The sequence below is a fragment of the Pseudaquidulcibacter saccharophilus genome, assembly GCF_019455445.1.
GTDB classification, from domain to species: domain Bacteria; phylum Pseudomonadota; class Alphaproteobacteria; order Caulobacterales; family Aquidulcibacteraceae; genus Pseudaquidulcibacter; species Pseudaquidulcibacter saccharophilus.
Window position 1 is genome coordinate 53,624 of sequence record NZ_JAHWUS010000001.1, and the last position, 22,711, is coordinate 76,334.

At 41.5% G+C, this 22,711-nt stretch carries 22 protein-coding genes; 11 read left to right on the top strand and 11 right to left on the bottom strand.

Translation table 11 applies throughout. The features are described 5' to 3' along the window. Positions 1–11 precede the first annotated feature (11 nt). On the bottom strand, positions 12–578 hold the full coding sequence (locus tag KXV15_RS00210; protein ID WP_240006139.1) for a DUF3035 domain-containing protein: 567 nt from the start codon (positions 576–578) through the stop codon (positions 12–14). Between the two features lie 57 nt (positions 579–635). Further along, the gene (gene lspA / locus KXV15_RS00215) at positions 636–1,142 is read right to left on the bottom strand and encodes a signal peptidase II (RefSeq protein WP_240006140.1); all 507 of its coding nucleotides are present in this window, start codon (positions 1,140–1,142) and stop codon (positions 636–638) included. A 197-nt stretch (positions 1,143–1,339) separates the two neighbouring features. Between lspA and KXV15_RS00220 the strand changes: the two genes are divergently transcribed. Continuing rightward, positions 1,340–3,016: an MFS transporter gene (locus KXV15_RS00220; protein WP_240006141.1), complete on the top strand. Its 1,677-nt coding sequence runs from the start codon at positions 1,340–1,342 to the stop codon at positions 3,014–3,016. A gap of 55 nt (positions 3,017–3,071) precedes the next feature. On the opposite strand, the gene KXV15_RS00225 is transcribed toward KXV15_RS00220, so the two are convergent. The 3 genes from KXV15_RS00225 to KXV15_RS00235 all read right to left on the bottom strand — a co-directional run bounded on the left by KXV15_RS00225 (position 3,072) and on the right by KXV15_RS00235 (position 5,780). Beyond that, the gene (locus KXV15_RS00225) at positions 3,072–3,782 is read right to left on the bottom strand and encodes a TorF family putative porin (protein WP_240006142.1); all 711 of its coding nucleotides are present in this window, start codon (positions 3,780–3,782) and stop codon (positions 3,072–3,074) included. Between the two features lie 265 nt (positions 3,783–4,047). Further along, positions 4,048–4,944 carry a class I SAM-dependent rRNA methyltransferase gene (locus KXV15_RS00230; RefSeq protein ID WP_240006143.1) on the bottom strand — a complete coding sequence of 299 codons (897 nt, stop codon included), beginning with the start codon at positions 4,942–4,944 and terminating at the stop codon, positions 4,048–4,050. Positions 4,945–4,961: 17 nt separating this feature from the next. Further along, positions 4,962–5,780, bottom strand: a complete 819-nt coding sequence (locus KXV15_RS00235) for a TrmH family RNA methyltransferase (RefSeq protein WP_240006144.1) — start codon at positions 5,778–5,780, stop codon at positions 4,962–4,964. A 259-nt stretch (positions 5,781–6,039) separates the two neighbouring features. Here KXV15_RS00235 and KXV15_RS00240 point away from each other — a divergent pair, with 259 nt between their 5' ends. The 3 genes from KXV15_RS00240 to KXV15_RS00250 all read left to right on the top strand — a co-directional run bounded on the left by KXV15_RS00240 (position 6,040) and on the right by KXV15_RS00250 (position 8,556). Then, the gene (locus tag KXV15_RS00240) at positions 6,040–6,849 is read left to right on the top strand and encodes an OmpA family protein (protein ID WP_240006145.1); all 810 of its coding nucleotides are present in this window, start codon (positions 6,040–6,042) and stop codon (positions 6,847–6,849) included. Positions 6,850–6,879: 30 nt separating this feature from the next. Then, positions 6,880–7,689: a hypothetical protein gene (locus KXV15_RS00245; protein ID WP_240006146.1), complete on the top strand. Its 810-nt coding sequence runs from the start codon at positions 6,880–6,882 to the stop codon at positions 7,687–7,689. 165 nt (positions 7,690–7,854) lie between these two features. Next, on the top strand, positions 7,855–8,556 hold the full coding sequence (locus KXV15_RS00250) for a TorF family putative porin (protein ID WP_240006147.1): 702 nt from the start codon (positions 7,855–7,857) through the stop codon (positions 8,554–8,556). Between the two features lie 48 nt (positions 8,557–8,604). On the opposite strand, the gene KXV15_RS00255 is transcribed toward KXV15_RS00250, so the two are convergent. Next, positions 8,605–12,393: an intermembrane phospholipid transport protein YdbH family protein gene (locus tag KXV15_RS00255; protein ID WP_240006148.1), complete on the bottom strand. Its 3,789-nt coding sequence runs from the start codon at positions 12,391–12,393 to the stop codon at positions 8,605–8,607. Between the two features lie 247 nt (positions 12,394–12,640). Between KXV15_RS00255 and KXV15_RS00260 the strand changes: the two genes are divergently transcribed. Beyond that, complete coding sequence (locus KXV15_RS00260; RefSeq protein WP_240006149.1) at positions 12,641–14,059, top strand: M23 family metallopeptidase; 1,419 nt, start codon at positions 12,641–12,643, stop codon at positions 14,057–14,059. A 34-nt stretch (positions 14,060–14,093) separates the two neighbouring features. On the opposite strand, the gene mutM is transcribed toward KXV15_RS00260, so the two are convergent. Beyond that, positions 14,094–14,966, bottom strand: coding sequence for a bifunctional DNA-formamidopyrimidine glycosylase/DNA-(apurinic or apyrimidinic site) lyase (gene mutM / locus KXV15_RS00265; protein ID WP_240006150.1), 873 nt, complete (start codon positions 14,964–14,966; stop codon positions 14,094–14,096). 205 nt (positions 14,967–15,171) lie between these two features. Here mutM and KXV15_RS00270 point away from each other — a divergent pair, with 205 nt between their 5' ends. Together KXV15_RS00270 and KXV15_RS00275 are read left to right on the top strand one after the other, a co-directional pair. Beyond that, positions 15,172–15,768, top strand: a complete 597-nt coding sequence (locus tag KXV15_RS00270; RefSeq protein WP_240006151.1) for a TetR/AcrR family transcriptional regulator — start codon at positions 15,172–15,174, stop codon at positions 15,766–15,768. Positions 15,769–15,851: 83 nt separating this feature from the next. After that, complete coding sequence (locus KXV15_RS00275; RefSeq protein ID WP_240006152.1) at positions 15,852–16,247, top strand: hypothetical protein; 396 nt, start codon at positions 15,852–15,854, stop codon at positions 16,245–16,247. On the opposite strand, the gene KXV15_RS00280 is transcribed toward KXV15_RS00275, so the two are convergent. Continuing rightward, the gene (locus KXV15_RS00280) at positions 16,244–17,032 is read right to left on the bottom strand and encodes a type 1 glutamine amidotransferase (RefSeq protein ID WP_240006153.1); all 789 of its coding nucleotides are present in this window, start codon (positions 17,030–17,032) and stop codon (positions 16,244–16,246) included. The two genes, KXV15_RS00275 and KXV15_RS00280, sit on opposite strands and share 4 nt — an antisense overlap. A gap of 370 nt (positions 17,033–17,402) precedes the next feature. Between KXV15_RS00280 and sdhC the strand changes: the two genes are divergently transcribed. Genes sdhC through sdhA form a run of 3 tightly spaced genes read left to right on the top strand, consistent with a single transcriptional unit; the run spans position 17,403 to position 20,016 of the window. Continuing rightward, on the top strand, positions 17,403–17,813 hold the full coding sequence (gene sdhC, locus KXV15_RS00285; protein WP_240006154.1) for a succinate dehydrogenase, cytochrome b556 subunit: 411 nt from the start codon (positions 17,403–17,405) through the stop codon (positions 17,811–17,813). Positions 17,814–17,822: 9 nt separating this feature from the next. Beyond that, positions 17,823–18,215, top strand: coding sequence for a succinate dehydrogenase, hydrophobic membrane anchor protein (gene sdhD / locus KXV15_RS00290; protein ID WP_240006155.1), 393 nt, complete (start codon positions 17,823–17,825; stop codon positions 18,213–18,215). 4 nt (positions 18,216–18,219) lie between these two features. After that, on the top strand, positions 18,220–20,016 hold the full coding sequence (gene sdhA / locus KXV15_RS00295; protein ID WP_240006156.1) for a succinate dehydrogenase flavoprotein subunit: 1,797 nt from the start codon (positions 18,220–18,222) through the stop codon (positions 20,014–20,016). 192 nt (positions 20,017–20,208) lie between these two features. On the opposite strand, the gene KXV15_RS00300 is transcribed toward sdhA, so the two are convergent. After that, a complete protein-coding gene (locus KXV15_RS00300) occupies positions 20,209–20,541 on the bottom strand; it encodes a winged helix-turn-helix transcriptional regulator (protein ID WP_240006157.1) in 333 nt (110 codons plus the stop codon). Between the two features lie 83 nt (positions 20,542–20,624). On the opposite strand from KXV15_RS00300, the gene KXV15_RS00305 reads away from it, so the two are divergent. Then, on the top strand, positions 20,625–20,936 hold the full coding sequence (locus KXV15_RS00305; protein ID WP_240006158.1) for a nuclear transport factor 2-like protein: 312 nt from the start codon (positions 20,625–20,627) through the stop codon (positions 20,934–20,936). A 113-nt stretch (positions 20,937–21,049) separates the two neighbouring features. On the opposite strand, the gene KXV15_RS00310 is transcribed toward KXV15_RS00305, so the two are convergent. Continuing rightward, positions 21,050–21,370, bottom strand: a complete 321-nt coding sequence (locus tag KXV15_RS00310; protein WP_240006159.1) for a 2Fe-2S iron-sulfur cluster-binding protein — start codon at positions 21,368–21,370, stop codon at positions 21,050–21,052. 13 nt (positions 21,371–21,383) lie between these two features. After that, positions 21,384–22,613: an NAD(P)/FAD-dependent oxidoreductase gene (locus KXV15_RS00315; RefSeq protein WP_240006160.1), complete on the bottom strand. Its 1,230-nt coding sequence runs from the start codon at positions 22,611–22,613 to the stop codon at positions 21,384–21,386. Between the last annotated feature and the right edge of the window lie 98 nt (positions 22,614–22,711).

Consider the following 22,711-nt stretch of genomic DNA (forward strand, 5'->3'; position numbering starts at 1 on the left):
TTATCCGGCCATTATAATCCCGGAAGTTTAAAGCCTTTTGGGGCGTTCTGCTGGATTTTAACGTCTTTGCCGCCAGTTGTGTTTTCAATTGCGCCTTTTTCTTCGAGGCGTTCCACCTCAGAAGTCGCATCAAGCGGAGCCGAACCATTAACATCAACCGGAGTTTTACCAAAGTTCAAAATCTTATCAGCAAACTTTTCTGGCTTATGGGCAATTTTTCCAGTTTCTTCGTCAAGAATCGCACGAATACGCGGATCGGCATTTTGTGCGCCCATTTTATAGATAAGTTCTTTTTCGCCAGAGCTTGCATCAGTACCAAGCTGCACACCAAAAATCGCAGATTTCGCCTGCATATCAGCACGAAGTTCCAGAGGTCTTGCCTCACCTGGACGAGGTGGGCGAAGATTATATTCAGGTGGAATAACCAATGGTGCCTTTGTAACCACACGGAATTCATCAGGTGTAACTTTTTCGCCACCGGCAGCACGTCTTAAGCTTTCACAGCCAGAAAGACCAATCGCGCCCGCGCAAAGCAGGACAAGCGGAATAATTTTTGCGATTTTATTTGTATTAATCAAGGTTACACTCCAATATTCCGATTTTATAAACTTTAAATTCTTTCTGGTCTAGCGGCTTCATACATCTTTATTTTTTAAGTTTTTGTCATTTTCGGGCGTAATAAGCATATCAATCAACAAAATTGCAGCGCCAAGCACCACACCACTGTCGGCGATATTGAAAACCCACGGGAAGTAAAGCCCTGAAAAATCAAGAAAATCAGCAACTGCACCAAATCTAATACGGTCAATCATATTACCCAATGCGCCGCCAATTACCAAACCAAGGGCAAGAATAGTAATTTTACGTTCTGATTTCAAAAGCCAGTTTAAAAACAAACCTGAAATAACCAATGATAAAACTACAAGCCCCCAACGACCAATTGGAGAATCGGCACGCAATGCACCAAAACTTACGCCATAATTCCAAACCATTGTTAAATCAAAAATTGGTGAAATTTCGATTTTTTGAATCTCACCAAGTTTTACAACATTCAAAATCAGATATTTTGAAATCTGGTCCAATGTCACAACCAATAAAATTGGCAAAATCGCGAGAAACTTGTTTAGTTTTGGTTTGTTCATATCAGATGATTGGGTTTGAATTAAAAGTACGCTTTATTTAGGGAATTAATGTTTTTGTGTAAACCATCAAAATGTAATCTACAGACAAACATCAAATCCATTGTTTTGCCCGTGCTTTATACTTTATGGCATGTTTAATGCGGCATGCTTGAATTATTGTAATAATTCGTTCTATACAAAATAATATGCGGGGGGCCATGAACAAAACAATTCAATATAATAATGACGAAATTTCACCAGAAAAATTGCGCCTTGTGGTTTTTGCCTCAAGCCTTGGGACAATGTTTGAATGGTATGATTTTTTTATCTTTGGGCTTTTGACACAAATTCTTGCCGACCACTTTTTTGCAGGCATTAACCCAACAGCAAGCTTTATCTTTGGGCTTCTTGCCTTTGGCGCCGGTTTTATGTTCCGCCCACTAGGTGCATTGGTTTTTGGTGCGATTGGTGACAAAGAAGGGCGTAAAGGCGCTTTTTTGATAACCGTAAGCCTCATGGGAATGTCAACATTTTTGGTATCCGTATTGCCGTCTTATTCCACGATTGGTATTTGGGCGCCAATTTTATTAATGGCACTCCGTATTATTCAAGGGTTTGCTTTGGGTGGTGAATATGGCGGCGCAGTTATTTATGTTGCCGAACATTCACCGCATGATAAGCGCGGATTTAATACATCTTTGGTACAATCATCAGCGGTCGCAGGTTTATTGACCGCGCTATTGGTTGTTTATAGTACACGTACAATTTTGGGCGAGGCTGCATTCCATGAATGGGCATGGCGTATTCCGTTTGCGGTTTCATTGTTTCTTTTGGCAATTGCAATTTATATTCGTATGCAACTTGAAGAAAGCCCAAGCTTTAAACGGATGCAGGATGAAGATAACCATGCCAAGGCGCCTTTAAAAGAAGTTTTTGGCAATAAAAAATACCTTGGCCTTATGCTTGTGGCATTATTTGGCCTAATGATTGCCCAAGGGGTTACATGGTTTACGTCACATTTTTATTCGCAAGTATTCCTTGGGAAGCAATTAAAAATCCCCGAAGCCACGATTAATTTCATGCTTATGATTATTTCGTTTGTATCAGGGTTTTTATACGTATTTTTTGGGTGGCTATCTGATAAAATTGGGCGCAAACCGGTGATGTTATTTGGTATTACGCTTGCGCTTATTAGTTTTTATCCCGGTTTTAATGGCTTTGTAAAATTTGGAAACCCGGATTTTGCCACCGCAATTAAAAATGCGCCAATAAAAGTAATTGCCGATCAAAAAGAATGTTCGATACAATTTAACCCGATAGGCAAAACACCCGATGGGCGTGATGCCTTTGCCACCTCATGCGATGTGGCCAAATCATATTTGGCGGGAAAAGGAATACCATATCAAAATATTAGCGCCACAAAGGGAACAGTTGCCAAAGTGATTATTGGTGACACAACCATCAACAGCATTGATATTTCCAAACTTGATTTAAAAGCACAAAAAACGACCAAAGAAGCATTTGGCAAGGAAATGGCGGCCGCATTGGCAAAAGCTAATTATCCTGAAAAAGCAAATCCAAAAAAGATTAATTTCTACGGTATTCTTGGCATATTATTTGTGTTCATTATTGCCGCCACCGCACTTTATGGCCCATTGGCAGCCAGCCTTGTGGAATTATTCCCGATGCGTATTCGCTATACTGCACTTTCAATACCTTATAATATTGGCACAGGGATTTTTGGTGGCTTTGTACCCGCGATTGGTTTTGCGATTGTTGCCACAACGGGCAATATGTTTTCGGGGCTTTATTACCCAATGATAGTTGCAGTGATTTCAATTATTGTAACACTGATATTTTTACCGGAAACCAAAGACCGCGATATTCATATATAAATGCAATAAAAAAGGGGGCAAACGCCCCCTTTAAAATTTCTAGCTATGATAAATCTTAGTAAGATTTTTTCAAAGCGATATATGCGCGACCTTTAACGTCGTCATATTTGCCGTTCAAAGCCCAATAAGAAGTTGCAGCTTCTGCTTTTTTGATGTCGGTGTCAGTGTAACCAACTTCAAGAGCGATACCGTTTTCAGTTGTACCAGTTACAGCAGCTTTCCAGTTTGCAAAATCGTCAGTTGCGTTTTTGATACCGATAGTTTTACCATAAGTAGCAGCACCAGTAAGTGCAAATGGACCAACTTTTGCGCCGAATAGAGGAGCAGAAACACCAACTTCAGTGTAGTTGTAAGTGTCAGTGTTGTAATAGTTAGTCAAAGAAAGAGCAACGTCTTTAGCAACAACTGCGCTTACGCCAGTTTTGTATTCAACGAAGTTTGCACCAGTTGCATTTGGATAGTTTGCAGTTGCAACACCAAGGTCAAAAGTCAAAGGACCAACAGAAGGCTTCCAACCAGCATAAAGGTCAGCTTCGATGTTTGCAGAACCGAAGTCAACATTTGACAACCAAGTACCTGCATACAAAGTGCCAGCAGTTAGGTCAGCACCAGCAGAGATTGCTGCTTTGCTGTCAGTTTGTGAAGTACCACGCCACAAATAGTCAGAAGCAACCGCAGCGTTATAAGAAACAGTTGTGTCGCCAGCAGTTGCTAAAGCGGGAGCAGCAACAGCCAATGCAAGAATAGATAGAGCTAATTTTTTCATAATTTTGAATCCCCTCAAATTAAGGTGCGGTCATAATGCCGCACCCTGATAGATAAGTCACAAAGGTTAATAATTCAATGACATTTATGCAACACATGTTTTCCAAACATCACATAAATTTTATAACATACTGTTTATATTGAATATTTTATCTTGAACATTAAATTGATTTAACAAAGCAAGGTGATGCAAAATAAGCACATTGCATAAAATGTGGTCATAATTAATCGTACATTAACCGTATCTTATGGAAAACAAGGGGCCTTTAGAATGTGGCGCGCGCAAAAATAGCGGTTGGTAATGCCCTATCAATTTGCGAAAAAGGCAAGGCCATTTCACCGGATTCAATATTTGCATTTACAAAACCATTCGCGCTTAGCGAATCTTCCATTGTGTTTTTAAGCGCCATAAAAGACAAACGAACCGCATAAACAGTTGCTACAAGAAATAATGGTTTCTCACTTAAGATTTGTGCGCAGCTTGATAAAAGCTCATATAGGCTTTCTTCTAGTTTGAAAATTTCACCATTTGGTCCACGACCGTGTTTTGGTGGATCAAGAATAATGCCATCATATTTATTACCGCGCCTTATTTCACGCTCAACAAACTTGATTGCATCCTCAACAATCCAACGAATTGGCGCATCCTGCATGCCACCCAACGCCTGATTTTCGCGGGCAAAACCAATTGCCTTTTTCGAGGCGTCAATATGCGTTACCTGTGCCCCGGCTTTTGCACAAACCAATGACGCAAGACCGGTATAACCAAACAAGTTTAAAACTTTGGGCGCAGATTTTGCCGCCTTAATCCTATCAGAACAAAATGCCCAATGTGTCGATTGTTCTGGAAATAACCCAAGGTGACGAAACGGGGTGCAGCGGGCATAAAATTCAACATCGCGCCACTTCATTTCCCATTTTTCCGGGACACGATTTTTAAAGTTCCAACGCCCCATTTCTTCGCCATCGCGCCCCGTGAAAGAGGCATCAGCACGCCATTCACTAACTGGATTTTTTGGCTTCCAATAAGCTTGTGAATCTGGGCGGATAAAGCGATATTTACCAAACCGCTCTAATTTAAAGCCATCGCCAGCATCAATTAGCTCATAATCACTCCAATCATCTGCAAGCAATAAAGGAAATTGGTTTTGGTTTTTATTCATTGATTTTTCCATATAAATTAGGAATTTTTTCCATTAAAGTCGCGTTGACGCCAAATTTCATAAAGGCTTATACCTGTGGCAATTGCCAAATTCAAACTATCGGCGCGACCTTTCATAGGAAGTTTAATTAACTCATCACAACTATCGGCAAGGTCGTCATCAATACCAGATTGTTCATTACCCATCAAAAGAATTGTTCGCGCGCCCATATTGGTTTTGGTGTGCAAATCATGTGCCTTAAGCGATGTACCAACAAGCGTGAAATCGTTTTGCTTTTCCCAAGCCAAAAATTCTTTAATTGGTGATTTTACGATTTTTACACTAAACAAAGAACCCATTGTAGAGCGTACGGCCTCTACGGAAAATGGATCGCACGCATCCTCAAGTAAAATAATTGACTTCCCGCCAACACTATCCAAAGTTCTAATAATTGTGCCAAGATTGCCGGGATCTTTTGGCCGTTCCAAGGCAACAATCAAGTCTTCGCCAATAATTGCATCAAGGGTTGAGAATTGTTGATAGAAAATTCCGACCACGCTTTGGGCATTATCGCGATGGGTTATGGATTCCAAAATTCGGTCATTAACCCGCCCAATCTTTATTTCTGGATCTTGGCATGATGCAAGCAAATCCTTGACATGCGGCCGGCTTTCGACCGCGCCCGAAAACAATAGCGCATGAAGACGCCACCCAAGGTCCACCCCCTCTTTAACAAGACGCGCACCTTCGGCACGAAAAAGCCCCGTTTCTTTACGTTCTTTTTTGCGATCAAGTGCACGGGCAAGTTTTACCAAAGGATTTTGAGGACTAGTTATATCATTTATGATAATTGTCATCTTTTCAATTCTATATAATTAAAGACATCATTTTTATAATGATTTCGCGAATATGGCATAATACCACAAGGCAACTGCAATTTTATGCCCTAATTAAGCGAGTTGAGTTGCAAATCCTTTAAAATATCGCAAATTGCAAGAACTAACTTAAAGTCGGATAATTCCCATTTTACCGGGGGTTTAATTCTTTTGCCAATGAAAATACCCAATAGGGCATTACCAATGGCGCTGAGGATGGCTTAATATATTGGGGAAAAATATGGAAGAGGTTAAAAAGAGAAATTGTATGCCGTGGCTGCTGCTAGGTTTACTTTTGTTCGGATTATTAGCTCTTTTATCTAATTGCGTTGGTGCCTCTAATTATAAAATCATGGCCGATAAGGCAAAAACCACCGCACAAGACGGCCTTACAAAAGCTGGCTTTGCCTATGCCACTGCAAAACTTGAAGGCGCAAATGTTGCTATTGAAGGCAATGCCGAAACCCAAGATGCCAAACTAGCGACATGTGAAGCCGCCAAAACCGCGCTTGAAGCAAAAAGAATGGTTGGGCTTCCTGGCGTTGTGCGCGATGTAATATGTAAAGTTAAAGCCCCAGGTGACGATGCCAATGGGGCAAGTGGATTTAATATGGGCGCAGGTTATGGTGGAAGCTCTAATAACATTCCTTCCCCTAAACTAAGCGCTGCCGCACAAGCATGTCAGACAGAATTATTAAATACAGCCAAAACTGGAAAAGTAACCTTTGTAAAAGGTAGCCCAAATATTCAAAATGGCAAACCATTATTAAACGATATTGCCAAAGTAGCCATTAAATGCAGTGACTTTAAAATTGAAGTTGCGGGCCATACCGATACTGGCGGCGATGCCGCAATGAACCTTAGCTTGTCACAATTGCGCGCCGATGCAGTCAGAAGTTATTTGATTGGTAAAGGGGCACGACCAGAACAAATTATCGCACGTGGTTATGGCGAAACCAAGCCATTGGTTGATGACCATGCGGTAGTTGGTGTTGACAACCCAGACCGCGAGAAAAACCGTCGTATTGAATTCAGTATTTTAGCGCAATAGTGCAAATTAAAATTAGTGTGAGATTGAAATATGCCTTATATAATTGCTCAAAACTTATTATATCTGCTTCTGGCAATGCTTTTGGGTGCATTGATTGCGTGGTTATTCGGACTATGCAAATGCAAAAGTGACGACCTTCAAATAGAGCTTGATGGTGCAAGAGCGGAACGTGACGCACTCGCAGAAAGGCTTGCAAGAGTTGGCACCAATAATGGCGTTGCCAATAATAGCGTAACAACAGAAAACAACGAAGCGGACGCGGCAAAACTTAAATCTCTACAAGCACAACTTGATGCAGCAAATGAAAAAATTGCATCACTTGAGGCAAATGGTGGCATGTCTAATACTGCGGCTGGCCTTGTTGATGCTGGCGCCATATCTGCATTAAAGAGCAATGAGGTTGCAATTGATAGCGATGAATTGGCTACAATAAAGTCTCGCAACAAGTTTTTGGAAACTAGGCTTAAATTTATTGAAGAGGCACAAGCAACCAAAGAACCTTCAAAAGAGAGTTTTGCGCCATCTGATGCTGTAAATATGTCACCTGATCAATTGGAAGAATTGGTGGTTGCAGCAGGAGAAGGCACAAAACCAAAAGCCGTAAAGCGTGGCGATGATGCCGATGATTTATTGCTAATTGAAGGCGTGGGGCCTAAAAATAATAAATGGCTTAATGAGAATGGAATCCATTACTTCTGGCAAATTGCGACAATGAATCCTGCGGAATTGGCGTGGATTTCAAACAATCTTCCGAAATTTGGAACACGCGTCTATCGCGAAAACTGGGTCAAGCAAAGTGCAAACCTTGCCAAAGGTTTGGCGGCAAGAACTGGTTTTTAAACCCTAAAAATAAGCAAATAATTACAATGCCCCGAAACTCGGGGCATTTTTGTGTTATGAATTCGCAACAGTCTGTGACTTTTTTGTCATTGTTTAAAAACTAAATATAAATTATAGAAAGCTGTTTGTGTTTTCACAACACAGCTCTATTAGGAGATGGGAATAATGAAATTAAAAACTGTATTGTTGGCTGCTGCATTGATTGCTGCTCCTGCATTTGCTCAAGCTGAAGGCGTTACAACATCTGTTAAAGCAGGCGTAAGCACTGATTATATTTGGCGTGGTCAATCACAATCAAACAACCAAGCAAGCGCTTTTGCTGGTGTTGATATTGGCACTGACCTTGTTTATCTAGGTGCATGGGCTGGTCAAGTTAAATTTGACACTGCTGATCTTGAAACCGATCTTTATGCTGGCGTTAAACCTGCTATCGGTCCTGTTACTTTTGATTTGGGCGCACTTGCTTATATGTATCCTCAAGATACCGACCTAAATATGTATGAAGGTAAATTGGGCGCGACCTATAATTTCACAAACGGCATCACTGCTGGTCTAGCTGCTTACTACACTCCTCATGTTGGTAAAGATGGCCCTAAAAACACCTATACTGAACTTACTGTTGGTGTTCCTTTCAAAAACAAAATTGGTCCATTTGATGTTGCTATGAACACTTCTGTTGGTTACAACGACCCAGAAGAAGGTGACACATATTACAATGCAAAAGTTGCTTTCGCTGGTGTTACTGAAGCTGGTTGGGGCGTTGAAATTGGTGCAACTACCACCGATATCGACAAAACAAACCTTAGCGTTCACCAAGCTAAATTCAGCGCAAACAAAGGTTATTTGACCCTTTCTAAAGCTTTCTAATTTAATTGAAAGTTTTAAATATAAGGCCGCCCCAAAAGGGTGGCCTTTTTATTTTGGCGCATCGTCTTTGCCAACATTTGGCAGATATTGATATGTGCCATCCTCATTACGCTTCAATGCATTAGTGTCAAATTCAAACGCTCTTTGATAAAAACTACGAAGGCTTCCAACAGGCGCATCAAGCCCAATACGGAATAAAAACCCTTTGCCTGATAATAAGTCTGGGTTATTACCCTCTAGCAAAATTTGAAAGTTCATATCGCCTGTTATGCGACCATTAATTTCCATCGCCAAAACTTTGTAATGGAGATTTCGCAATGCCTGAATTGCCAAATCCGCACCTTGAGGCGCAGGCTTGCCAGTAAATTTTTCTTTTAGTTTTTCAACATTGGTTTCTTTAACTGGCTGCTTTCCAGAAACATCGGGCCCGATGTAGCGTAAAATACCACCTTCATCAGCACTTAATTTACCCGAGACAATTTCAACGTCATTATCTATCATACGTACAGGTAATGTACCACTCATCCGACCTTCTACTTCAATGTTTGGTACTTTTGTAAGCAATAATAATTTTGCGATATCAATATTCTCTGCCGATACCGTAAGATTCTTCTCACCTTGGCTAAAATCAATTTTCGCGGGATCAAGGCGTAGAATACCGTCCGCAAAAGGCCATTGGGCATTAATTACATTTATTGAATTGTCGCCATCCAAAGAAAACGTAAGAACGCCATTTTCAATCGGAAGGCCACCTGGGTTTAATTCTTTTATTCTTATTTCTTGATGCGGTGCGGTTTTAAGGCTCAATAAATCATCAAGAACCAAATTACCCGCCACACCATAAAACTGTGCCGGAACGGTATTAAAATCCAAACCATCTGTATTTATATTGGCATTTGATTTCAAGGCCTTGCCGCGCCCCCATTCAAAACGGGCATCGCCATTTATTATGCCAGATGTATCAACCAAAGTACCGCGCAAAATTGGCACCAAATCTTCGATGCCAAATTTCGGCTTTTTGTCCGCATTATTATATGGATAGAATTGAAGTGCGGTGGCGTTTATATCGGCCGAACCTTCACCACTTGCCAATTCATGATTAACATAAAAAGTCGCAATTTGGTTGGCGCTGGCTTCATGATTTATAACGCCTTGCAAGAATAAATGATTGTTTTTAAGGTTTCCACTACCGCTAAGGATTAAGTCGCCAAAACGTTTTTCTTTTTCAGCATCTTTGACACGCAAATCTTTAAAAGCAAATTTGCCATTCATTCCATCTTTTTGCGAAATATTAATGGTGGCATCGGCGCTTCCATCAATGGTCATTGGCATATTTTGCGCACTAATTTGCGATAAAGTGCCTGATATTGTCGTATTGCCGCCTTTTACTTTCAGTGCAATTTTTGCGTTTTCTGCGTTGAAGTTTCCAAATTGGTTTTCACCAGTTTTAATACGCAAATCAAGATTACGAACATTGCCATTATAAAGGATTTCACCATTTTTGCCGCCAGAAAATGCGCCATCAACACCCGTAAAACCAATGGTTTGGGCATCAGCACCACTTCCCATACGAATTACTGCGCCATCAATTGCCGTGCGCGCATATAAATATGTTTGACCATCATTTATTAACGCAAGACGACCCGCATTATCGGGGCATAGGCGCCCCTTGGCATTCGGAAGGTAATAATCATTGGCGGTGAAATCTTGCAAATTGATGCCAAGACATTTGGGCGAATTAAACGCCATACGACCGCCGGCAATATCGGCAACCATTGCACCATTTATTGATAATGCCTTTGATTTAATGCTGTTTGAATTTAAAGACGCCGCCGTAAGCGATAAATTATTACTTGATAGCTTTATTCCATTTTTGCCAAAACTGGCATTAAACGGCATATTGGCATTAACACCCGATAGCGCATATTCACGATTTAAAACCATTTGCGCACTTTTGGCCAGGAAATTACCAACCAAAGCACCGCCATTGCCAGAGGTGGCATTCAATACGACGTCCGAATTGGCAAGGCGCAAACCACCAGTATCAAGGCTCTTAATTTTTGCATTTGCCTTTAGGCTTATTTTTTTACCAACAATTTGCCCACTAAAATTAATTAAAGATGGGCTAAGCCCATATTTAGAACTTTGGGCAACAATTCTACCAGAAATATTGCCTTGGGTATTTTGTTTAGGTGCGGATATATATTTTGCGCTATCAACCGCGCCATTCAATATCAAATCTGCAATTTGCAAATTGTGCAAAGAGGTTTTACCAAATTCAACCCCGATATTTTCAGAAGAGATGTTAAGGCCTTTTAATTCTGCAACGGCATTTCCTAATTTAGAAATTAGATTAACTTGCCCTTTGGCAATTAATTCACCCGACCATTCATCACCACTTTTTTCAAAATTATAAGCAGTGATATGTGCGGTATTGTCGGCATCCTTAAAAACAAGACGGGTTCCACGATTGTCATGAACTTCAAGCGCATCATCAAGATATATTGCGATTTTATCGCCTTTTTTTGAAAGCAATAATTTTGAATTAAGCCCAAGATTATTACCAATATTAAATCCTGTCGAACGCGTTTGGTTTAAAATCTTTTCAATCGCGCCCCCATTTATTCCATTCCCATTAACGGCAATTTGTGAAGACAAATTATCGGGGTTAAACTTCTGCAAATCTGCAAGATCAAAATCGCTTAGCGATTTAATAATTACATTACCATTGCCAAATTTACTTCTAATTCCACCGGCAACCAGCGATGCCTCAAGTTTTGACTTGCCATTTTTTTCACGCTTAAAGGCGAACCCAAGGTTAGATGCGCCGAAACCATTCCCTGCAAGATTAGCGGATGCAAAGTTAAACTTGCCATTGGCATCAATCACGGCATCTTTGAATAAATTATTACCGCCATTAATGTTGGTGGCATCAATGTTTGCCAAAGCACCATTAATCACCATATTTTGCGAAGCAAATTTTTCGGCAAATATTTGCGATGGTTTTAGTTCTATCTTTACATTCTCAAATTTACCATTCGTCGTTATATTCGCCGATAAATTTGTATTTAAGCCTTTGAGGTTAAGGCCCTTGATAATCTCATCGGCCGTAAAATCATTACCATTTGTTTTTAATGCCGCGCCAATTGTAAAGCGATTGCCGGTCATTTTGCTTGTGGTTATTCCAATGCCGATTGGGGAATGTTTGGCATCAATTTTTTCTGGCAAAAGGCTTTTGATACTAATTATAAAGCCGGAATTCCTATCGCCCTTGGCAAAACCATGATTGGTAATAATGCCATAAGATGTGGCAAGATTTACATTGATATTATCCGCATTAATCGCATCAATCGCGACAGGGGATCCTTGGCTTTTGCTGGTTGGGCCACCGGTAAATTTTTTAAAATCCCGAAGATCTATGCCGTTTTTATCAAGCCCAAGATTAATAGTAACATCTTTGGCGCGGAAATCATCGATAATAAGTTTTTGAGTACCCCATGAATAATGCCACTTTAAAAAGCCATTGTGCGCAACCAGCGTCTCTTTACCCTTTTCACCAAGTGTAAGGGTTGTAAATTTTGCGCCACCAAGACCAAGCTGATCAATTTTGACATCCGAAGAAACACCTTTGGAATTTGTAATGTTCTTTATTACTGCTTGAGAAAGCGCGACACGATTAAGGTATAAAATACCACCGCCAACCAGAATCAACGATAGAATCCCAACCGAGCCAATCTTTAAGGCTGTGGCTGATACAGATTTCAGCAGCGATTTTTTTACGGTTTCACCCGTCGCTGCATCTTCATTATTTTTCTGATTGAAACTATCTGAATCCATATTTTTTATAAGCTTGTGATTAAAACTCGGTCTTCATTTATGCCATAAATGTCAGTCATGTTTCATAAATAAAACATTAAATTTACACTTCGCGCTATTTTAACGCAGTCCCAAAGGCTTGTGAAAGGTGTAAATTTGTGCAAATTTGGCACATTCGTAAAAAAAATTCAGGTTTTTGGGGCGAATTGCCAAGAAAAACTTAACTTTTCTGTGGATAAGTTAGTTTGTTTTAGCAAAGGGGCAAGTATTGTCAAAAATTTGCAGAATGCGTGATGGGCGGATGCCTATGATATCCGTTACGTCCACAGATGCGGTAAAGACCTTGTCAAAAGGCGGAAAACCGTTAGCTGATTTACAATATGGTTCATACCAATTGGTTAAAAGAAGCAACTCTTCGGTGTGGCAATCAGGATGGCTTTATGCCGGTATGGTTGCTTTGTGTGCGGCTATGTCTCCGCTCGCTAATAATATTGCACATGCGCAATCCGCGTCTCAATCATATGCTTCTGGCAATAATGAGGTTGAGCGTCGCACTATTTCTGTCAATGGCAATGAAGGCATCGGCGGTGCGTTGAACCGTATTGGTGCAAATTCAAGTGACGTTAGACTTGCAGTTCGCGCTTTGGGAAAAGTCGTTAATACAGATGACGTAAAGCGCGATGACCAATTAACAGTTTTCATGCGTAATGATAGTGGCACAAAGCGCCTTTTGGGCTTTAACCTTGCTAGTGGTGCCGATCGTTCAATTACCGTAACTCGCACAATTGATGGTGATTATAAAGCGCGCGAGCTTACCACCAAAATGCAAAAACGCTCATTGCGCGTTGCTGGCGTAATTGGTGAAAATGGCCTTTTGGCAAGCGTGCGTGAACAAGGCGCACCAGACCGCGTCGCAGATTCTCTTGCAGATGCATTTGCTTATGACGTTGACTTCCAACGTGAGATTGGCCCTGGTTCAAGTTTTGAATTAATGTTTGACCGCGTATCAGATTCACGCGGTGCCGTTGTCCGTGAAGGCGAACCAACCTATGCCCGCATCACGACATTAAGTGGCCGCTCCATCGAGCTTTACCGTTTCCAAGCATCAGGTGAATCATCATCTGAATGGTATGATGAAAACGGTCGTTCAGCACGTAAATTTCTTATGAGAACCCCAATCAACGGCGCACGCCTAACCTCCAACTTTGGTTATCGCGTACATCCGATTTCTGGCTATACCAAATTGCACGAAGGCGTGGACTTTGGCGCCCCAACTGGCACACCGGTTTATTCGGCTGGTGATGGTGTTGTTACACGTGCGGGTATTATGGGTGGTTATGGTAACGTTGTTGACATTGACCATGGCAATGGTTGGTCAACCCGTTATGGTCACCTTTCACGTTTTGCATCTGGTCTAAGCGTTGGTGATCGGGTTAAGCAGGGGCAAACCATCGCCCTAAGCGGCAATACGGGTCGTTCAACTGGTCCACATTTGCACTTTGAAATTCGTAAAAATGGCTCTCCATTAAACCCAATGTCAGCGCAGGTTCCAAATGGAAAAACCCTTGCCGGAACTGATTATCGCAATTTTCAGGCACAGGTTTCACGGGTTGATAATTTGAGAAGAAGTGCAATGAACGGTGTTAATGTCGCCAATAGCGGCATTAGCGTTCGCGCCGCAAACTAGGCGGAAAGCATATCGGTAAAATTATTTTTGGCATTCATTTTTGACATTCGGGGCAAAAGAATGTTGAACGTCCACCCTGTACGATACGGGTGATTTTACCGTTGCATTCCGGCGTGGTGCAATCTTTACCTTCGCAATCATATGCTAAAAAGTGGTTTTGAAACCCACCAAGATTACCATCCGCATGCTGAAAATCACGCAGGGTTGAGCCACCCTGCTCGATCGCACGCAGCAAAATATTCTTGCTGCTTTCAACCAATAAATCAGCCTCTTTGACGCTTAATGAATTTGCCGGTCGCTCGGGATGGATGTGGGACATAAACAATGCCTCACAAACATAAATATTGCCAAGCCCAACCACAATTTCTTGATTTAATAGTGCAAGTTTAATTGGTGCCGCCTTTTTACCAATTTGTGCCAAAAGTTTTTTGCCGTTAAAATCACTCGCCAATGGCTCTGGCCCCAGGTGGGCAAAATGCTTGCTCGTGTCAATATCCGCCTTTTGCGCAATGTCCCAAAGCCCAAAACGGCGCGGATCGTTATAAACAAGCTGAAAGGTTTTTCCATCTTTGGACAAATCAAGCTTAACATGGTCATGCTTGGCTTTTTCACCGGTTTGATAAAGATAAGAATCAAATGAAAGCGCCTGCCCATCGCCGACCAATGTGATGCGACCAGACATGCCAAGGTGAATAATCGCACTTTGATCGCTATCAAGTTCGGCAATTATATATTTCGCACGCCGCCTAACAGCAGTAATCGTGCGCCCAATCAGGCTTTGAACAAAACCTTGCGGATATTCAAAACGCAGTCGATGCGCGCTCAAGGTGACATTATCAATCCTTGCACCAACAAGATATGGGGCAAGGCCACGGCAAACAGTTTCAACTTCTGGCAATTCAGGCATATTTATTTGTGGAATTAAATTGCCAGTTTTTCAATATCAATGTTGCAGAAAACCTTATTTTTAAAGCATGACCCTATGCTTTAGTAGTAAAATCACTTTGTTTTCCGCCAGTTACCAGCAAAATTTTCTACCTGCGACCATATTAGCACTAGCTAAAGTGAATTTAAATAGTATTTTCGGCGCAACAATAAGGTCGAGGTATATTATGATAGCCAAATTAGGTAAAGGTAGACCCAGAAAATTTAACAAGGATGAAGCGCTCTTGACGGCCATGCAATTGTTTTGGAAACATGGTTTTGAAGGGGTATCAATTAATATGTTGGCGGGGACAATAGGTATTAATGTCCCTTCACTTTATGCTGCTTTTGGGAATAAAGAAGAATTATTCTACAAAGCAGTAAGCCTATATAATGAAATTTTCGGGCAGCAATATGATAAAATTCTTGAATTGCCCACTGCGCGCGCGGCGGCAAAGGCACTTTTAATCAATCAAATTGATTTGATTGGTGATGATAAATTGCCGGAAGGTTGCTTTTTGGTGCAGACGGCATTGGTGACAAGCCCGAACGCGGAAAAACAATCGGCATTTATGGCAAATTTGCGCAAAGCAAATCAGGATAAATTAGTCAAACGTTTTGAACGCGCAATAATTGACGGTGATTTGCCGGCGGGCACAGATTCAACAACTTTGGCGATTTACATTATAACGATAAAGCATGGCATTGCTGTTCAGGCCAAAACTGGTGCCAACCGTGATGAATTATACAAATTGGTTGATACTGCGTTGGCAGTATTTCCATAATTTATGGAATTTTTATTCCATGTATATAAAAATAAATTTATTTAATATTCCAATAACGCCATACTTTGGGCATGGAGTATGCGATGAATAAATTTATTATGGCATTTTTTGCCTTGGCAATGCCATTGGTTTACACTGGCTGTTCCAAGGTAAAAGGCGCAGATTCAAGTGACGCAAAACCCGTTTATATAAACCTAATCCCACCCGCATTCCAAGGAAGATGGGTAAGAGATTTATTAAATTGTTCAGATAAATTCGATGATTATCAAGTTAATATTCTTGAAAATCAGCTCGTTTTTAAAAGCAAATTAGCACACCCAAGCCAATTACAGCTTGCAGGTCGCGCGCTTTATATCGATGCCGATGTTCATACAGAAAATGGCGAAAAAAAAGAAAAATATGAATTTATTCTTTCCGCCAACGGAAAGACACTCGTATCATCCGATGGGGTAGAGCGTTATAAATGCACGCTAAGTTAGGCGGCTTTACGCTGTTCGTGTGCCGTCTTTAGCTGGCTGGCAAAAATTTGCGCAACCAATTCCCCATCAACTGGTTCATTAATATCCGCCAAAGCCTTGTCGGCAAAATCCTCTGGGAAGCGCGTACCGCGCCTAGAGGCAATTAATTCATGGGCGAATGATGGCGTAAATTCTGGGTGGGCTTGGCATGAAATTATATTGTGCGCCTCATAATGAAGGACCGCATTTGGTGTAAATTCAGAACCCGCGACCACTTTTGCGTCCCTTGGTTTTTCAAGCACCTGATCTTGATGCGAAACCAAAAGATTTAATGCTTTTTTGCTTTTACAAACCACAGGACAGATTTCACCAATATTTTCATGGGCAATTTCATATGAATGCCGACCAATTCCCCAGCCTTGCGGTGCTTTTGCAACATGACCACCCATTGCCTTGGCAATTAATTGGTGCCCAAAGCAAATACCGATTTGTGGGATTTTATGCTTGGCGGCATTTTGCACAAACCCCACCAGCTCATTAATCCACGGTAAATCCTCATAAACGGAGTGCGGCGAACCCAAAATAACCACGCCATCATATTGAACAGCATCAGGAAGGCAATCGCCACAAATTACCGAACAAACATCAAAATGCGCACCTTTTATTTCGCTAGAGACAAGGCGTTTAAACATTGCTGGATAAAATCCGCTTTCAGCTTTTAACGGTGCAGGCGGTAAGCCGGGTTCAATAATCAAAATTTTCATCATGCTATTCATATCATTAAATTCTTTAATTTTGGTAATCAATCAGTCAGCTATCATTAATGGCTTTGGCGAATGTGTAAACGATTTCACTTGTTTAACTATGTACTATTTCTTGCTAATAAATTGTTCTTATCCTTTTTAAGGGATTGACCAATCCCAAAAAAATATTAATAGGGGTAACGTTCAGGGATTTTATAGTCAAAAGTGCCGCATTTTCTTTGTTCCTAATGCTTTAAACTGAACCAAAATAAGATTAAGGTCTAATTTAAAGGGCATTGGATTTTGTGGTCAAAGTATGTAAAGGCAAAATGCGTTTCAAACGTATATTTGAACAATCTTTGTTATCTTTGACTAAAATTCCGGCATATAAGACTAGGATTAAAACTGGGGTTTAAAACTGGGGTATCACCTAATGACCGAAGTACTAAAATCACAAAAAAACACGCGACCCGTTTCGCCGCACCTGCAAATTTGGCGTTGGCACGTCACAATGACCAGCTCAATTTTGCACCGTGTAACCGGTGTTGGTAACACTGTTGGCATGATTCTTCTAATTGCTTGGGTTTGCTGTTTGTCAAACGGCCCAGAGGCATATGCAAAATTCACCGGACTTATTGGTTCTCCATTAGGGCTTTTGGTGGTTTTAGGAAGTGCACTTGCAATTTCATATCACATAATTAATGGCATCCGCCATTTGTTGTTCAACCTTGGTGTTGGCCTTACCAAAGAAGTGGCAAGTAAAACCGCATGGGCGGCAATTATTCTTGGCATTTTGGGTGGCATTGGCATGTTCTTGCTGGCACTTCAGGCATTGGCGAAATAGGGGGCATATATGAATAGCGCAAAAAACCTTCGTACCCCGATGAAAAAAGCCCTTGGTAAAGGTGCATCTGGTCACGGGACCGAACATGTTATCCAACAACGCGCACTTGCGGTTGGACTTTTAGTTGGCTTTGTATTTTGTTTTTCTTCTTTGGTATTCACTACCAATCTTTCATATGAAAGCTTGAGAGTTTGGTTCCGCAACCCACTTAATGCCGCGACAATGGCGGTTGTTATTGCTGCGGGTGCTGGTCACTTCCGTCTTGGGGTGCAGGTGGTAATCGAAGATTATATCCATAAAGGCAGCACTAAATTATTGCTTATGCTTGCATCTACATTGTTTGCGGCATTGGTTGCGATGTTTGGTGTTTTCGTAATTTTAAAATTATATTTGGGGGCATAGGTCAATGAGCACGGCTTATAAATGGAATGACCATACTTATGACGTTGTTGTAGTTGGGGCTGGTGGCTCTGGTCTTCGTGCGGCTTTGGGCTGCGCGCAAGAGGGTCTAAAAACTGCTTGTATCACAAAAGTATTCCCAACCCGTTCGCACACTGTTGCGGCACAAGGCGGCGTTGCGGCATCTTTGGCAAATATGGGTCCTGATAATTGGCAATGGCACATGTATGACACCGTAAAAGGTTCAGACTGGCTTGGTGACCAAGATTCAATTGAATATCTTACCCGTAACGCACCGGCTGCGGTTTATGAGTTAGAGCATTGGGGCGTTCCTTTCTCTCGTACCGAAGAAGGCAAAATTTATCAGCGTCCATTCGGTGGTATGACCACTGATTTCGGTAATGGCCCTCCTGCACAGCGTACTTGTGCGGCGGCTGACCGTACTGGTCACGCGATGTTGCACACTCTTTACGGCAACTCATTGAAATATGATGTTGATTTCTTCATCGAATATTTCGCTCTTGATCTTATTAAAGATGAAGACGGCGTTATTCGTGGTGTAACCGCATGGGAACTTGCAACCGGTAAACTTCACCGTTTCCGCGCGCAACGCACCGTATTGGCAACTGGCGGCTATGGTCGTGCTTATTTCTCTTGTACATCTGCACATACTTGTACTGGTGACGGTAACGCAATGGTTCTTCGTGCCGGCCTTCCACTTCAAGATATGGAATTCGTACAATTCCACCCAACTGGTATTTATGGTGCAGGTTGCCTAATCACAGAGGGTGCACGCGGTGAAGGTGGCTACCTTACCAACGCAAATGGTGAGCGTTTCATGGAACGTTACGCACCATCGGTAAAAGACCTTGCCCCACGTGACATGGTTTCACGCGCGATGACAATGGAAATTCGTGAAGGTCGTGGTGTTGGTAAAAATAAAGACCACATCTTCCTTCACCTTGATCACCTTGACCCTGCAATCCTTCATGAACGCTTGCCTGGTATTTCTGAATCTGCAAAAGTATTTGCTGGTGTTGACCTTACAAAAGAACCAATTCCGGTATTGCCGACCGTTCACTATAACATGGGCGGTATCCAAACCAACTTCTTTGGTGAAGTGGTTATCAAAGACGGCAACAACCCTGATAAAGTTGTTGAAGGCCTTATGGCAGTTGGTGAAGCGGCATGCGTTTCGGTTCACGGCGCAAACCGCCTTGGTTCAAACTCATTGATTGACCTTGTGGTATTCGGTCGTGCGATTGGTCTTCGTTGCGGTGAAACACTTAAAGCCGGTGCAAAACAACCGGAAATTAAAGATAACCAAACCGATGCCCACCTTGCACGTCTTGATGCGGCGCGTCATGCAAAAGGTTCTATCCCTACTGCTAAGCTTCGCCTTGAAATGCAAAAAATTATGCAAAACCATTGTGCGGTTTATCGTACTTCTGAATCACTTGCCGAAGGTAAGGTTAAAATTGATGCTGCCTATGGCAAAATGGGCGACATCGGCACAACCGACCGCACAATGATTTGGAACTCCGACCTTATGGAAACCCTTGAATTGCAAAACTTGTTGCCGCAAGCGGTTGTTACCATGCATGGTGCGGAAAACCGTCATGAATCACGTGGCGCACACGCCCATGAGGATTTCCCAAATCGTGATGACGAAAATTGGATGAAGCATACACTTGCATCAATCGACATCCCAACTGGCAAGGTTTCAATCGATTATCGTCCGGTTCATATGAACACCATGACCGACGAAATCAAAACCATTCCGCCAAAGGCACGGGTATATTAATTCACCGCTTCCGCCTTCGCGCATTCGCGCTCACTTGGTCGGGTGGAACAAGGTTGAAAGGAATTTTTGAAAAGCGCCGTTTACAAAAATTCCTTGCATAAAAGTTTTAAAAGGCACTTCGATTGAAGTGCCTTTTTATTTTTCATATTTTCATAAAAATTCAAAAATGCCACATCGATAAAATGCGCCATCTCACCTCGGTCTTTTGCCCGTCCAAGTTAATAAGGCGTCAAGTGCGGGGCATAAATCTTGCCCCCATTGGGTAAGGGAATATTCAACACGGGGCGGAACCTCGGGATATGCCGTGCGCTTTATTATGCCATCCTTTTCAAGTTGCTTAAGCTGTTGTCCAAGCATTTTTTGGGTAATACCGGGAATTGCGCGCTCTAATTCTGAAAAACGCATTATTTGTCCACCAAAAAGCTGGAACAAAATAAGCAATTTCCAACGCCCTTCAAGGAATTTTAATGCCTCGGTAACGCTTTGCGCACCTGAATAACGTGTATATTTCTCGTGATTATTCATAATTTTCCATACATACTTTTTTGTATGTACTTGTCAATTAGTATTTAAAGATTTACCTATTAAATATAAATTATGAGGATAAAATGGAACATAAATCACTAATCGAAAATTATTTCATTGCAGCTGATAGCCATGATATAAAAAAAACCATCAAATATTTCTCAACATCTGCTGTGGTTTATGATGAGGGTAAAGAATATCATGGTCATGATGAAATTGAAAAATGGCTAAAAGAAACCAATGCCAAATATGACACACATTATAAATTTCTAGAATTAAATCAAAATACCGCCCGCGCCCAAGTTTCCGGAACATTCGCAGGTAGCCCAATTGTTTTAAGTTCTGAATTTACCATAAAAAACAACCAAATAACAAAATTAAGATGTGGAATCTAATGTGATCTGCTTCATCAAACAAAGTGCGGGCAATGAAATATTATCCCGCAACAAAAAATTGCGTTGCCACATCTAGCAGCACACATATGACGATTAAATTCTTATTAGATTAATTAACCCTGACTTTCAGGAATGGTTACAACCAAGCCTTCAAGGTCTTCGTTAACAACAATCTGGCATGAAAGGCGGCTGTTCGGCTGCACATTTTCGGCGAAATCAAGCATAGATTCTTCCATTGAACCCATAGGGTTGATTTTATCCAGCCATTTTTCGTCAACATAAACATGGCAAGTCGCACATGCACATGCACCACCACAATCGGCATCAATACCAGGGATATTGTTTTTGACCGCAGCCTCCATAACCGAGCCACCACCAGCAGCGTCAACCTTATGCTCTTTGCCATTATGTTCGATGAAGGTAATCTCGGTCATGATAAAATCCGTATTAAACTATATTCTTTAAAAACTCTTTTGCAGGAATTGCAATATCACTAATTATTTCCGGCGCAAGTGCTGTTTTATTAAATACCAATTGTTTTCCCACCAAAAAATCAGGTGGTGAATTAATGGCATCAACCGCCAAAACATGGTTTTCAGAATCAAGGTGATAAATGGCAAATTTATTTTGCGTCATATCACCACGAACAATTGATTGTGTGGCATCATTCCAAAGCCCAACAATTTGCAATTTAATTTCATATTGATCCGACCAAAACCACGGGCTTTCCAGTTTTGGCATTGGCGCACCCATAATGTGTGCGGCGGCAATTTTACCTTGTTCAATTGCGTTATGCACGCTTTCGATACGCATTCTTTTATCGCCCATTTCACGATTTGCACAATCGCCACAGGCATAGATATCTGGGTCCGAAGTTTGTGCAAAGCTATTGGTATTTATCCCGTTTTCACAAACAAGACCTGCATCCTTGGCAAGTTCGTCATTCGGCAAGATACCAATCCCCACCAGTGCAACATCACATTCGATTTTCGTGCCATCGCCCAAAAGCACGGCATTTAATTTATCGTCACCCTCAAAACCTGCAACCTGCACATTTGTATGAATATGCACGCCGCGTTCTGTATGCAGGCGTTCAAAAAAGCCTGATAATTCAGGGCTGGCAACGCGGGCCAAAACCCGTGGTGCAAGTTCCAAAACATGAACTTCCAAACCAAATTTTCTGGCAATTGCCGCCGCCTCAAGCCCGATATAGCCGGCACCAATAATGGCGATTCGTTTACCCGCAACCATATGCCCCTTAATGGCATCCGAATCCTTTAGGGTTTTTAGATAAAAGATATTTTCAAGATTTGAGCCAGCGATATTTAATTTTCGCACTCGTGAACCGGTAGCAATTATAAGTTTATCATAATTATGGAAATTGCCATCAATGTCGGAAATGAATTTTTCCTTTGCATTGATTTTTACAATTTCAGTGTCGGGTAGGATTTCAATATCATCACCTTGCCATTGCTCCAAAGAGCGGAATTGCAAACGCTCCACATTTGTGTCGCCCAACATATATGCCTTTGACAATGGCGGTCGTTGATATGGCGCAAGATTTTCATTCCCAAAAATCTTTATCCCACCCGTAAAACCATTTTGTCTTAAGCTATTTGCCGCAGATGTCGCCGCCTGACCTGCGCCGATGATAATTATTTGACTATTGTCGTTCATTGAAATGCCTTTGATTGCAGCCCTATATCACAGGGCTTATAAAAATTTTTGCATTATGAGAACCAATTTGCTGCAAAAATTATTGAATTTTTAAAATA